This is a genomic window from Sphingomonas melonis, from assembly GCF_013409985.1.
Taxonomy (GTDB): Bacteria; Pseudomonadota; Alphaproteobacteria; order Sphingomonadales; family Sphingomonadaceae; genus Sphingomonas; species Sphingomonas melonis_A.
Genome location: NZ_JACCBY010000002.1, coordinates 861,981 through 875,293, shown reverse-complemented (window position 1 = coordinate 875,293; position 13,313 = coordinate 861,981). Strand labels below are relative to the sequence as shown.

Below are 13,313 nucleotides of genomic sequence, written 5' to 3'. Positions count from 1 at the left end.
CGCCCAGGCGTCCCCACCCGGCCGGGCAGATGCCCTTCGATCCGCTCCCACTGCTCGTCCGTCAATGTTCGTCTGCTCAAAGCCTGGCTCCCTTGCCCAGCCTTGAATCAGATCTTCAACTCAAACGGAATCCTATGAATGCAGACAGCGCCTAGCGCGAGAGCAGCGCGGCGACCTCGTAGAAGGCGGCGCCGATCAGGCCGGCGGCGGGGAGGGTGACGATCCAAGCGACGACGATGCGGCTGGCGACGTTCCAGCGCACCGCCGACAGGCGCCGCGCCGATCCGACGCCGACGATCGCGCCGGTGATCGTGTGCGTCGACGACACCGGAATGCCGCCGACCGTCGCCATGAACAGCGTGATTGCGCCGCCGGTCTCCGCGCAAAAGCCCTGCGCGGGGGTGAGGCGGGTGATCTTCGACCCCATCGTGTGGACGATCTTCCAGCCGCCGGACATCGTGCCCAGCGCCATCGCCGCCTGGCAGGACAGCACCACCCAGAAGGGGACGTGGAAGCCGCCCTGGAGCAGACCCTGCGAATAGAGCAGGACGGTGATGATCCCCATCGTCTTCTGCGCGTCGTTGGCGCCATGGCCGAGGCTGTAGAGCGCGGCGGAGACGAGCTGGAGCTTGCGGTAGCGCTTGTCGACGCCCATCGGGGTCAGCCGGATCGAGCTCCAGGCGACGACCAGCACGAGCACGAGGGCGAGGATCATGCCGATCGTCGGCGACAGGAAGATCGCGCCGACGGTCTTGCCGACGCCCCACCAGACGACGCCGTCGAACCCGGCCTTGCTGATCCCTGCACCCAGCAGGCCGCCGATCAGCGCATGGCTGGAGCTGGACGGGATGCCGTAGCGCCAGGTGATGACGTTCCAGACGATCGCGCCCATCAGCGCGCCGAAGATCACCTGCGGATCGATGATCGTGGCGCTTACGATGCCCTTGCCGACGGTCTGCGCGACATTATGGTCGAAGACGGCAAAGGCGATGAAGTTGAAGAAGGCAGCCCAGATCACCGCATGATGCGGCTTGAGCACGCGCGTCGACACCACCGTCGCGATCGAATTGGCGGCGTCGTGCAGGCCGTTCAGGAAGTCGAACAGCAAGGCCACGCCGATCAGCGCGACCAGCAGCGTGAAGGATATCGTCATGGCCTAGGCGTGATCGATGACGAGACCCTGGATCTCGTTGGCGATGTCCTCGAACCGGTCCGCGATGCGTTCCAGATGGCTGTAGATCTCGCGCTCGACGATGAACCGCATCGGTTGATCGTTGCCGCAGGATTTGAACAGGGTGTGCAGCCCCTTGGCATGATGGTCGTCGACCTGCCCCTCGAGCTGCACCAGCCGCGCCGTGAGGTCGTGGAGCCGGCCGGCATTGGCGTCGAGCTTGCGCAGCAGCGGGATCGCCTCGGCGGTGACGCGCGCCGCCTCGACGACCAGATCGACCATCGCGCGCATGTCGGGCGCGAACTGGGTGACCTCGTAGAGCGCGATGGTGGTCGCGGTCTGGTTCATCTGGTCGATCGAATCGTCCATCACGCCGATCAGGTCGGTGATCGCCGACCGGTCGAACGGGGTAACGAAGACGCGGCGCACGTCCTGCAGGACGTTGCGGGTGATGTCGTCCGCCTCATGCTCGCGGTCGACGATCTCCGCGATATGCACCGCGATCGCACCGTCGCCGCTGAACAGCTTCTGCAAGGCGTCGGCCCCGGCGACCAGCGTGGCGGCGTGCGCCTCGAACTGTTCGAAGAAACGACCTTGCTTCGGCAACAGCGCCTGGAACCAGGCTACCATAAGAGACCTTTCAAAGATGGCGCGGGGCGCATGGGGCGGGACGCCCCGCCACGCAAGCCGAAACTGGGGGATGCACCATCGGGGGACGGCCATGCGCGTCCGCGATACGAGCCTGCTCCAGACGGACGACGGGAGATCGGGCGGTGCATGACGCTATCTTAGCATGGCGCGCGCAAAAGGCGACACGGATGCCCGGTCGATGCTGCGGGGATCATGCGATGACGATGCGGTTCTTGCCGGCGCGCTTGGCGCGATAGAGGGCGGCGTCGGCGGCGCGCATCGTCGCGGCATGATCGTCGCCCAGGATGGCGATGCCGGCGGAGAAGGTAAGGCGGCCGATGCCGTCGCCCGAGGCCTGGTTGACGAGGCTGCGCGCGCTGACGCTGCCGCGCACCCGATCGAGCGCGGCGAAGGCGCGGTCGGGCTGGCAATCCTCGAACAGGCAGGCGAATTCCTCGCCGCCGTGGCGCGCGACCAGCACCTTCGCGCCAAGCCCGGTGGTGAGCTTGCGCGCGACCAGCCGGAGGACCCGGTCGCCGGTCTCATGGCCGTGGCGATCGTTGATGACCTTGAAATCGTCGACGTCGCACAATGCGACGCAATGGACGCTCGCATCGGAGCGCGCCGCGACCAGGGCGATCAGCCGGCGGTCGTAGCAGCGCCGGTTGGGCAGGCCGGTGAGATGATCCTCATCCGCTGCGCGGCGCGCCTCCTGCAGGTTGCGGCGCAGGCGGTTGGTCTCGCGGTGCGTCTCGCGCAGTTGATCGGCGAGCTGCTTCGTGCGCGCGATCGCGCCGGTGGTGAGCACGAGGAGGCGCTTGATCGTGCCGTCGGCATCGGCTGGCGCCCGGCCATGGGCGGCGGCGGCTTCGGCGGTGAGCGCGCTCTCGTAATCGGACGCAGCCTCGTGCCCCTGGCGGAAGGTCGTCTCCGATTCCGCCAGCCGCGCGGCGAGGGCGTCGGCCAGTTCCGCGACACGATCGTGATGCAGCGGCCCGAGCAGGTCGCGCACCGCCGGCGTGGCGAGAAACGCCGCGTCGAGCCGGCCGTGATCGCGGATATGATCGTCGACCGCGCGGGTCAGCGCGATGTCCTCACCAAGGATGTAGCAGCGAGCGATATGGAAATTGTCCACCGTCGGCGCGAGGTCGTGCAAATCGAGGAACGCGCCGATCCGCGCGAACGTCTCGCGCGCCGCCGCGCGCCGTGCGGTCACCACGACGGGCTCGGCAACGGGAGGCGTGGCGGTGGTTGCGGCGGCGGCCGGTGCAGTGGCGCTGCCCGTCAGCCAGGCCATCCAACGCGCCCGTCGCGAGTCGCGGCCGGCGGTCACCGCCACCGGCGGCCGCCGCTCAGTCGTATCGATTTGTAAAAACAAGTAAAAGTCATTCGAGGTGATCCGCGGCGCACGATGTCACCAACCACCTAGCAAATGCCGGCGAAGCTTTCCTTAGAATCCGTTCATTACAGTCGAATAACGATCCGGGCGACGGGTCACACGTCCTCGATCGGCGCGGTCATGATCGCGCGCAGGCCGGGCTGGTTGTCGCTGAATGCAAGATCGCCCGACAGGCGCTGGACCATCGCGTCCATCATCCGGCTGCCGAAGCCTTCTCCGTCGCCCTTGCCGCGGCCATCGTCCGCGACGATCAGCCGCAACTTGCCGCCATGCTGCTCCAGCGCGATCGCGATCGGCCCGGCGGCGCCGCCATAGGCATATTTGGTGGCGTTGATGACCAGTTCGGTCAGGATCAGGCCGATGTTCACCGCGCGATCGGTCGGCACCAGTACGGGGGCGAGATCGAGCTTGATATGCCGCCCCCAATCCGCGCCCAGCGAGGTGCGCATGTCGGCGACCAGCTCGTCGACATAGCGGGCGAGGTCGACGCTCTCGACCTGATCGTCGCGATACAGCCGGCGGTGCACCAGTGCGACCGCGGCGAGCCGCGCCTGCGCCTCGGCGAGATGGTCGGCGACGACCGAGCTGTTGGCGGTCTTCGCCTGGAGGCGGAGGAAGGAGGCGACCAGCTGCAGGCTGTTCTGCACGCGATGGTTGACCTCCTTCATCAGGACGTCCTTCTGCGCGAGCAGCGCATCCTTCTCGGCCAGCGCACGATGGAATTCGCGGTTGAGGATGCGGACCTGCAAATGCTGGCGCGCCTCGTGGAAGCGGCGGCGCAGGCGATGCCCCGCCTCGACCTGTTCGAGCGTCCAGCGCTGCGAGCGGCCGCGGACCGTTTCCGAATAGCTGGCGAACGAGGTCCGCGGCGTCAGCATCTTGCCCGGCGCCAGCGCGACCGACTTGTGCGGGTTGCCGGCCCATTCGATCGTCTCGACCGTTTCGGCGCGCAACCACAGCAGGATCGCATCTTCGTCGTGCAGCGGCACCGCGAGCAGGCCGCTCATCGTCTTCTCGTGCGCACGCGCCATCGGCATGAGCGCGCCGAGTTCGTGCGTGGCGAGCGGCTCCCCGCCGCGTTCGCGCACGCAGCGCGCGATGCCGATCAGCACCTCGTCATCGGGACAGCGCCCGGAGCGTTCGACCTGATCGCCGGCGACCATCGCGAAGCCGTCGGCATGCAGCATGGCACGCAGCTCGTCCTTCACCGCGATGATGGCTTCGCGCAGCGGCTCCTCGCTGTTGAGGCGGGGGACGACTTGGTCCTCGGCAGCGCGCAGCGCCAGCCGCTCCCGGTAGGCGGCGGCCTCTTCCTTGGCGCGGATCTGGCGGGCGAGGCCGCTGGCCAGCGTGGCGGCGGTGCTGCGCACGTCCGGCGGCAGCTGGCGCGGGCTGTTGTGATGGCAGGCGACGAGGCCCCAGAGCAGGCCGTCCTTGACGATCGAGATCGACGCGGACGCCTCCACCCCCATGTTGCGCAGGTACTGGAGATGGATCGGCGACACGTGGCGCACCGCGATGTCGCTGAGATCGACCTGCATGAAGGCCGACGGGCGCAACGGCGCCGGATCATAGTCGATCGTCGGGATCGCGCGGGTGCGGTTCCGCACGTAGAGCGCGCGCGCCTGGCGCGGGATATCCGATGCCGGAAAGCGATGGTTGCGGAAGGTGTCGAGCGCGGGATCGCGATCCTCCGCCACCACCTGGCCGGCGTCGTCGTCGAGGAAACGGTAGATCATGACCCGGTCGAACCCGGTCAGTCGCCGGAAGGCGCTGGCGGCGCGATCGTAGAGCGTCTGGAGGTCGGCGGCACGCTCGAAGCTGCCGGCGACCGCGTCGAGCCAGCCGAGCGTCGTCGCGACCGAGATCGGGTCGCTCGCGACCGGTTCGAGCTCGACGAGCAGGTGCGGACCGGCACGATGCAGCGTCGCGACGAACCGCTCCTCGATCCCCTGCACGGGCAACTGGTTGGCCGCATCGAGACCGCCGGGCAGATGGTGGAGCAGGGGGCTGATATCCTGCCCGAGCAGGGCGGCGAGCGGCAGGCCCTGCCATCGCGCGGCGAGGCGGGTCTCGATCGCGCCGGCACCGGCCAGCACGTTATGCTCGCCACCGATTTCGGCGACGAGCAACAGGCCGTGTGGCTGGATGGCACCGGGAATGTGGATCGGCTCGCGATCACATGCCGTGAGGTCTAAGGTCGGGTCGGTTTCGAGGGGGATCGCCATTGTCACCGTTGCAACTAGTCAGCTCAACATGACCCGACGCATGCCGTATTACAAATTAACCTGTGTTGATACAAATCAATATGATAGCCGCGCGCGCGTCGCGCTTGCCCAAAACGATACGACTCCGGTAGCAGCTTTCGGGCGATAGCAGCGTTCGGGCACCATGATCAGACTGTTTCACGTCAGCGACGTCCACTTCGGGGCAGAGGACCCCAACGCCATCGCCTGGTTCAGCGAGCGCGTCGCTGCGGAGAAACCCGATGCGGTGATCATGACCGGTGATCTCACCATGCGCGCGACCCGCGGCGAATTCCAGCGCGGCGGCGACTGGCTGCGCAGCCTGGGCGTGCCGGTGACGCTGGAGGTCGGCAACCACGACATCCCCTATTATTGGGACCCGTTCCGCCGGCTCTTCTCGCCCTATCAGCGCTATGCCGCGGTCGAGAAGATGATCGAGCGCGAACTCGATCTGCCCGGCGTTACGATCGTGCCGCTCAAGACGACGGCGCGCGCGCAATGGCGCTGGAACTGGTCGAAGGGACGGGTGAGCGCCGGGTCGCTGCGCCGCGCACTGGCGATGATCGCCGAGGCGCCGAAGGACCGGTTGATCTTCGTCGCCGCGCACCATCCGCTGATCGAAGGCGGGACCAAGGGCACGGCAAGCACCCGGCATGGCGACAGCGCGCTGACCGCGCTCGCCGAGGCGGGGGCACATGCGGTGATGTCGGGCCACGTCCACGACCCCTTCGACGTGCCGGTTGAGCGCGCCGGCCGGACGATCCGCATGATCGGCGCGGGCACGCTGTCGAAGCGCGTCCGCAACTCACCGCCCGCCTTCAACGAGATTCGCATCCGCAATGGCGGCTTCGAAGCGATCGCGCGGACGATGACGGGCGACACCGCCACCGCCGGAACCGCGGCCCCGCTCGCGGCGGCATGAGCGCGCGCCGCGCGGCCGGTCGAGGCGAAAGACAGCCGGCGCGGATGCGGTCGTCCCGGCGGGAATGACAGCCTAAACCGGATCGACAGTCCGCCCAACTCCTTCCCGTGGAAAGGGGCTGTCGCATATTAAGGTGTGTTCGAGCCAGTCGCCTTCCAACCCCACCCCGTCACCCCGGACTCGTTCCGGGGTCCACTCCGCGGCGGGGAGAGCGGCCTGATCCGACACCATTCTCGTGCGGCTGGGTGGACCCCAGAACATGTCCGGGGTGACGGCTATGAGGAGGAAACCGATCGAACCTCACCATGCCAGCCACATACAACCGCCCTGCCCGCCAGGGGGAGGTGGCGCGGCGAAGCGTGAACGTCGATCCGCCTAGGCGGTGTCCCCATAACGGGGTTCACGGCTTGGGGCTTATCTGATTCAATCTCCTTCGAGGGAGGTTGGTATGCGTCGCCATGAACTGACGGATCACGAATGGTCGGTGATCGAGCCGCTGTTGCCGCGCAACAGCCGCGGCGTGCCGCGCGTGGACGACCGCCGGGTGATCAACGGCATCCTCTGGCGGTTCCGGACCGGCTCGTCCTGGCGGGATATCCCTGAGCGCTACGGCCCGCGCACCACGCTCTACAATCGCTTCACGCGCTGGCGCGCCGCCGGTGTCTGGGATCGGTTGCTGGAGGCCGTGAGCCGCGCCTATGACGGCGACATCGTGATGATCGACAGTTCCTGCGTCCGCGTCCATCAGCATGGGGCTGCGGGCAAAAAGGGGGATCTGCCGATCCTTGCATGGGACGTTCGAGAGGCGGCCTGACGACCAAGATCCACGCCCTGGTCGATGCCGGAGGGCGGCCCGTGCGCCTTGAACTCACCGCCGGGCAAGCCGGCGACGCCCCCATGGCGGCCAAGCTGCTCGAGACCGTCACGCCCGGTGCGACGGTCATCGCCGACAAGGCCTACGACACCGACGGCATCCGAGCCTTCGTGGCCACGCGAGGTGCCCGGGCCAACATCCCGCCGCGCTCGACGCGCAAGGCCACCTTCGCCTTCAGCCGTCGGCTCTATCGTCAACGCAACCGCGTCGAGCGCTTCTTCAACCGCCTCAAACAGATGCGTGGCCTTGCAACCCGCTACGACCGAAGGCCGGACAACTTCCTCGCGGCCATCAAGCTCGCGTCCGTCCGCATCTGGATCAATGCATAACGAGTCCACTCCCTAGTTGAGGACGCTCATCGTGCCCCAGGAATCCTGCCACAGCGGGTTGTTGCCGCTGGGATCGCGGGCGGCGAGCAGCGCCTCCTCAATGCGGATGGCGGCAAGATCGAGGCCGAGGGCATCGGCGATCTGGCAGGCCTGGCTCAGCAGGGCTTCTAGCGTTTCGAGGGGCTGCGACTGTGACGACATATCAGGCTACCGTATCCGTGATCCGCGGCGGGTAATCAGCACCGCTCCAATAATCATATACGATATAATGAAAAACATGACCAGACTGGTGCTAGTTTTTATTGTCTCGCGGAAAATGAGTTGTTGCGTTTGTTACGACTGTCCTGCGTTCGGCAAACCGGCCGCCGACACGCCTCGCAATAGCAAGCCGACGGCACCGAAATGCCGCCGGTTCAACATTCAGAAGCGATAGCCCATCCCGGCCACAACCTGATGTCGATCAAGGTCGAGCTTTGCCGTCGTGGTGCGATCGACGAACTCATACCCATTATAGTTGGTGTAGACGTATTCGACCTTGCCATACACGCCTTTTGCCCGGCCGATTTCGACGCCGCCGCCAAGATGGAAGCCGTCGCGATTGGTGCCGTCGCGGTAATTGTCTTCCGGAAACTGGCTGTCGGTATAGCGCTCCTCGACGCGACCATTGGAATAGCCGACCTTGCCGTAGAGCAGACCGGTGGGTCCGAACAGATAGCCGACGCGCGCACCGGCGGTGAGATTGCGCCCCGCCTTCACGCAGTCGCGCGAGACGCCACCCAGCCGCTCGTCGGTCAGGCAGGACTTCGTGGAGCTGCCGTCGATACCGGCATAGGCGCCGACGATCGCAAACGGACCGAGCGGCACATCATAGCCGACCTCCGCGCCATAGGTGACGCCGCTGCGCCCGGCGTGATCCTTGTACGTGACGGTGTCGTCCGAGGCATAGGTCGACAGGACGGTGCGATCCCAGCCGACGCGGGCCTCGACGCGCGGGCCGCTCGGCGCGATACGGTCGCTCTGCGCAGCGGCTGGCGTGGCGAGGACGGCCAGCAGGCCGCAGGCGAGGTGGATTTTCATGATGACTCCCGAACGCCCGGCCATCGATCGCCGGGTATCGCGCGATAGGCGGGCGCCTCTTACCAACCCGCTAAAACAGTGCGGCAAAACAGAGACATAGTGCGGCTTTTGCGCAATCCGCCGGGTCACTGGCGGGCGGGCGGTCTCCCGGCACGCGTCGTCGCCTCGACATGCGCGGCGGAATGGACGGGCATCGCGCCCCAACGAAAAACCGCCGCCCGGTTGCCCGGACGGCGGCTCTTCATTCAGTCAGGCCGGAGCCCGAACCCGGATCACTCCTGGTTCAGATACTCGCCCGCAGCCTCGTCGCTGCCGTCGCCCGAGGGGACGACCTCGGCGAGCGGGTCGGGACCCGTGCCGACGTCCTCCCGCTTCGAGCGCAGCGCCTCGGCGGCGCGGAGCTCGGCAGCCGAGGCCGGAGCGACGATCGCCGCCGCCATCGCCCGCTGCTGGACCCGCAACGCCGCATCGCGCGACGATGCCGCGACCCGCAGGCGGTTCATGCCCGCACCGGTACCCGCCGGGATCAGGCGGCCGACGATGACGTTCTCCTTGAGGCCCATCAGCGTGTCCTGCTTGCCCTGGACCGCCGCCTCGGTGAGGACGCGGGTGGTCTCCTGGAACGACGCCGCCGAGATGAAGCTGCGGGTCTGCAGCGACGCCTTGGTGATGCCGAGCAGGACCGGCTTGCCCTGTGCCGGCTGCTGGTTCTTCTCCAGCTTCTCGTTGGTCGCGTCCATTTCCTCGCGATCGACCTGCTCGCCCTTCAGCAGCGTCGTGTCGCCGCCGTCGGTGATCTCGACCTTCTGCAGCATCTGACGAACGATCGTCTCGATGTGCTTGTCGTTGATCTTCACGCCCTGCAGTCGATAGACTTCCTGGATTTCGCTGACGAGATATTCGGCCAGCGGCTCGATCCCCATCGTCTCCAGAATGTCGTGCGGGTTGGGCGAACCGCCGATCAGATTGTCGCCACGCTTGACGTAGTCGCCTTCCTGAACGTCGATCACCTTCGACTTCGGCACCAGATACTCGACGACGTCGCCGCCATCCTCGGGCTGGATGCCGATCTTGCGCTTCGCCTTATAGTCCTTGCCGAACACGACCCGGCCGGAAACCTTGGCGATGATCGCCGCTTCCTTGGGGATGCGCGCCTCGAACAGTTCGGCGACGCGCGGCAGACCGCCGGTGATGTCGCGGGTCTTGGCGGACTCGCGGCTGACACGGGCGAGCACGTCGCCGGCCTGCACCTGGGCATTGTCGTCGACCGAGAGCACCGCGCCGGTGGTCAGCATGTAGCGCGCCGCTTCGCCGTCTTCCGAGGTCGTGAGGGTCAGGCGCGGACGCAGATCCTCCTTCGACTTGGTCGAGGTGCGATATTCGATGACGACGCGCTGGGCGATACCCGTCGCTTCGTCGGTCTGCTCGGTGAGCGTCTTGCCCTCGATCAGGTCGACGTACTTCACGATGCCCGAATTCTCGGTGATCACCGGCATGGTGAACGGATCCCACTCCGCCATGCGATCGCCCTTCGACAGCATGTGGCCGTCGTCGAACATCACATAGGCGCCGTAGGGGATACGGTGCGTCGACAGCTCGCGGCCGTCCATGTCGAGGATCGCGATCTCGCCCGAACGCGACAGCGTCACGCGGCGACCACGCTGGTCGACGATGAGGCGCAGGTCGCGGAACTGGGCGGTACCGTCGACCGGTGCCTCCAGGTTCGACTGCTCGTTGAGCTGCGCCGCGCCGCCGATGTGGAACGTCCGCATCGTCAGCTGCGTGCCCGGCTCACCGATCGACTGGGCGGCGATGACGCCGACCGCTTCGCCGATGTTGACCGGCGTACCGCGGGCGAGGTCGCGCCCGTAGCACTTGCCGCAGACGCCGATCTTGCTCTCGCAGACCAGCGGCGAGCGGATCTTCATCCCCTGGATGCCGATCTTCTCGATCTGCGTGATCATCGCCTCGTCGAGCAGCGTGCCCGTCGGGATGATGACCTCGCCGGTCTTGGCGTCGACCACGTCCTCCGCCGTCGTGCGGCCGAGGATGCGCTCGCCGAGCGAGGCGATCGTCGAACCGCCCTGCACGATCGCCTTCATCTCCAGCGCGCGCTCGGTGCCGCAATCCTCCTCGACGATGACGCAATCCTGCGACACGTCGACGAGGCGGCGGGTCAGGTAGCCCGAGTTCGCCGTCTTCAACGCGGTGTCCGCGAGGCCCTTGCGAGCGCCGTGGGTCGAGTTGAAATATTCAAGGACGGTCAGGCCTTCCTTGAAGTTCGAGATGATCGGCGTCTCGATGATCTCGCCCGACGGCTTGGCCATCAGGCCGCGCATGCCGGCGAGCTGCTTGATCTGCGCCTGCGAGCCACGGGCACCCGAGTGGGCCATCATGTAGATCGAGTTGATGTCCTTCTCGCGGCCCTTCATCGGCCCGTCCTCATAGTGACGGACGGCCTTGATCTCGTTCATCATCGAGTTCGCGACCTGGTCGCCGCAACGGCTCCAGGCGTCGATCACCTTGTTGTACTTCTCCTGCTGCGTGATCAGGCCGTCCTGATACTGCTGCTCGAAGTCCTTCACCTGATCGCGCGTCTCGTCGACCAGCTTGTCCTTGTCCGGCGCGATGATCATGTCGTCCTTGCCGAACGAGATGCCGGCGCGGAACGCGTGACGGAAGCCCAGCGCCATGATCGCGTCGGCGAACAGCACGGTCTCCTTCTGGCCGGTGTGACGATAGACCTCGTCGATGACGTCGCCGACGTCCTTCTTGGTGAGAAGGCGGTTGACGGTCTCGAACGGCACCTTGTGGCTGTGCGGCAGGGTTTCACCCAGCAGCATGCGGCCCGGCGTCGTCTCGTAGCGCTTGAGGTACTGCTTGCCGTTCTCATCGGTCTGCGGAACGCGGCTGATGATCTTGGTGTGCAGCGTCACCGCACCCGCGTTAAGCGCCTGATGCACCTCGGCCATGTCGCCGAGCAGCATGCCTTCGCCCGGCTCGCCTTCCTTCATCATCGACAGATAATAGAGGCCCAGCACCATGTCCTGCGACGGCACGATGATCGGCTTGCCGTTGGCGGGCGACAGGATGTTGTTGGTCGACATCATCAGGACGCGCGCTTCCAGCTGTGCCTCGAGGCTCAGCGGGACGTGGACGGCCATCTGGTCGCCGTCGAAGTCGGCGTTGAACGCCGAGCAGACCAGCGGGTGAAGCTGGATCGCCTTGCCCTCGATCAGCACCGGCTCGAAGGCCTGGATGCCGAGACGGTGGAGCGTCGGTGCGCGGTTGAGCATCACGGGATGCTCGCGGATCACCTCGTCCAGAATGTCCCAGACTTCCTTGCGCTCCTTCTCGACCCACTTCTTCGCCTGCTTGAGCGTCATGCTCAGGCCCTTGGCGTCGAGGCGCGCGTAAATGAACGGCTTGAACAGCTCGAGCGCCATCTTCTTCGGCAGGCCGCACTGGTGCAGCTTGAGCTCCGGCCCGGTCACGATGACCGAACGGCCCGAATAGTCGACGCGCTTGCCGAGAAGGTTCTGGCGGAAGCGGCCCTGCTTGCCCTTGAGCATGTCGGACAGCGACTTGAGCGGACGCTTGTTGGCGCCGGTGATGGTGCGGCCGCGACGGCCGTTGTCGAACAGCGCGTCGACCGCTTCCTGCAGCATGCGCTTCTCATTGCGGACGATGATGTCCGGCGCACGCAGCTCCATCAGGCGCTTCAACCGGTTGTTGCGGTTGATGACGCGGCGATAGAGGTCGTTGAGATCGGAGGTCGCGAAGCGGCCGCCGTCCAGCGGCACCAGCGGGCGCAACTCGGGCGGGATGACCGGCACGACTTCGAGGATCATCCACTCGGGACGGTTGCCCGATTCGAGGAAGCTCTCGACGACCTTCAGGCGCTTGATGATCTTCTTGGGCTTCAGCTCCGACTTGGTCGTCGCCAGCTCTTCGAGCAGCGCGACCTTCTCGCCTTCGAGGTCGAGGCTTTCGAGCATGATGCGCACGGCCTCGGCACCGATGCCGGCCGAGAACGCGTCCTCACCATATTGGTCCTGCGCCTCGAGGAGCTCGTCCTCGGTCATCAGCTGGAACTTCTCGAGCGGGGTCAGGCCCGGCTCGATGACGATATAGGCCTCGAAGTACAGCACGCGCTCGAGCTGCTTGAGCTGCATGTCGAGCAGCAGGCCGATGCGCGACGGCAGCGACTTGAGGAACCAGATGTGCGCGACCGGGGCGGCGAGCTCGATATGGCCCATCCGCTCGCGGCGCACCTTCGAGACGGTGACCTCGACGCCGCACTTCTCGCAGACGATGCCCTTGTACTTCATGCGCTTGTACTTGCCGCACAGGCATTCGTAATCCTTGATCGGACCGAAGATGCGCGCGCAGAACAGGCCGTCACGCTCGGGCTTGAACGTGCGATAGTTGATGGTTTCGGGCTTCTTGATCTCGCCGAACGACCACGAGCGGATCTTGTCGGGCGAGGCGATGCCGATCTGGATCTGGTCGAAGGTCTCGGGCTTTGCAATCGGGTTCGCGAAGTTGGTCAGTTCGTTCATGAACCTGTCCTCTTAAAATCTCTGTCTCCTCTCCCCTTGTGGGAGAGGAAGGGGCCCGCTGCCGAAGGCAGTGGGAAGGTGAGGGGGAAGCGATGCGGCTGCC

At 66.1% G+C, this 13,313-nt stretch carries 8 protein-coding genes and 2 pseudogenes; 2 read left to right on the top strand and 8 right to left on the bottom strand.

The window, feature by feature from the left end; translation table 11 throughout:
* From HD841_RS10625 to HD841_RS10605, 5 genes and pseudogenes are all read right to left on the bottom strand, one after another.
* Nucleotides 1-80: pseudogene (locus HD841_RS10625) on the bottom strand (IS5-like element IS711 family transposase); the annotation flags it as partial.
* A 71-nt stretch (nucleotides 81-151) separates the two neighbouring features.
* Nucleotides 152-1,153, bottom strand: a complete 1,002-nt coding sequence (locus tag HD841_RS10620) for an inorganic phosphate transporter (protein ID WP_179508795.1) — start codon at nucleotides 1,151-1,153, stop codon at nucleotides 152-154.
* A gap of 3 nt (nucleotides 1,154-1,156) precedes the next feature.
* Nucleotides 1,157-1,813: pseudogene (locus tag HD841_RS10615) on the bottom strand (DUF47 domain-containing protein); the annotation flags it as partial.
* A 199-nt stretch (nucleotides 1,814-2,012) separates the two neighbouring features.
* On the bottom strand, nucleotides 2,013-3,098 hold the full coding sequence (locus tag HD841_RS10610) for a GGDEF domain-containing protein (RefSeq protein WP_179508793.1): 1,086 nt from the start codon (nucleotides 3,096-3,098) through the stop codon (nucleotides 2,013-2,015).
* Nucleotides 3,099-3,295: 197 nt separating this feature from the next.
* A complete protein-coding gene (locus tag HD841_RS10605) occupies nucleotides 3,296-5,428 on the bottom strand; it encodes a histidine kinase dimerization/phosphoacceptor domain -containing protein (protein WP_179508792.1) in 2,133 nt (710 codons plus the stop codon).
* Between the two features lie 163 nt (nucleotides 5,429-5,591).
* On the opposite strand from HD841_RS10605, the gene HD841_RS10600 reads away from it, so the two are divergent.
* Nucleotides 5,592-6,368 (top strand): metallophosphoesterase family protein, encoded by a 777-nt coding sequence (locus HD841_RS10600; protein ID WP_179508791.1) that lies wholly within the window; start codon nucleotides 5,592-5,594, stop codon nucleotides 6,366-6,368.
* A gap of 448 nt (nucleotides 6,369-6,816) precedes the next feature.
* Nucleotides 6,817-7,571 (top strand): IS5 family transposase gene (locus tag HD841_RS10595; RefSeq protein ID WP_179508790.1). Its coding sequence is split into 2 segments (ribosomal slippage): nucleotides 6,817-7,143 and nucleotides 7,146-7,571, totalling 753 coding nucleotides; the frame shifts between segments, so codons are not numbered across the junction.
* 12 nt (nucleotides 7,572-7,583) lie between these two features.
* On the opposite strand, the gene HD841_RS10590 is transcribed toward HD841_RS10595, so the two are convergent.
* The 3 genes from HD841_RS10590 to rpoC form a co-directional block, all read right to left on the bottom strand.
* Nucleotides 7,584-7,772 (bottom strand): hypothetical protein, encoded by a 189-nt coding sequence (locus HD841_RS10590; protein ID WP_179508789.1) that lies wholly within the window; start codon nucleotides 7,770-7,772, stop codon nucleotides 7,584-7,586.
* A 219-nt stretch (nucleotides 7,773-7,991) separates the two neighbouring features.
* Nucleotides 7,992-8,648, bottom strand: a complete 657-nt coding sequence (locus HD841_RS10585) for an outer membrane protein (RefSeq protein WP_179508788.1) — start codon at nucleotides 8,646-8,648, stop codon at nucleotides 7,992-7,994.
* 272 nt (nucleotides 8,649-8,920) lie between these two features.
* Nucleotides 8,921-13,210, bottom strand: coding sequence for a DNA-directed RNA polymerase subunit beta' (gene rpoC, locus HD841_RS10580; RefSeq protein ID WP_179508787.1), 4,290 nt, complete (start codon nucleotides 13,208-13,210; stop codon nucleotides 8,921-8,923).
* Between the last annotated feature and the right edge of the window lie 103 nt (nucleotides 13,211-13,313).

What these genes read in the sequence shown, in the direction of transcription:
- rpoC (WP_179508787.1), bottom strand. Translation starts at nt 13,210, where the DNA reads ATGAACGAACTGACCAACTTCGCGAACCCGATTGCAAAGCCCGAGACC.
- HD841_RS10585 (WP_179508788.1), bottom strand. Translation starts at nt 8,648, where the DNA reads ATGAAAATCCACCTCGCCTGCGGCCTGCTGGCCGTCCTCGCCACGCCA.
- HD841_RS10600 (WP_179508791.1), top strand. Translation starts at nt 5,592, where the DNA reads ATGATCAGACTGTTTCACGTCAGCGACGTCCACTTCGGGGCAGAGGAC.
- HD841_RS10610 (WP_179508793.1), bottom strand. Translation starts at nt 3,098, where the DNA reads ATGGCCTGGCTGACGGGCAGCGCCACTGCACCGGCCGCCGCCGCAACC.
- HD841_RS10605 (WP_179508792.1), bottom strand. Translation starts at nt 5,428, where the DNA reads ATGGCGATCCCCCTCGAAACCGACCCGACCTTAGACCTCACGGCATGT.
- HD841_RS10620 (WP_179508795.1), bottom strand. Translation starts at nt 1,153, where the DNA reads ATGACGATATCCTTCACGCTGCTGGTCGCGCTGATCGGCGTGGCCTTG.
- HD841_RS10590 (WP_179508789.1), bottom strand. Translation starts at nt 7,772, where the DNA reads ATGTCGTCACAGTCGCAGCCCCTCGAAACGCTAGAAGCCCTGCTGAGC.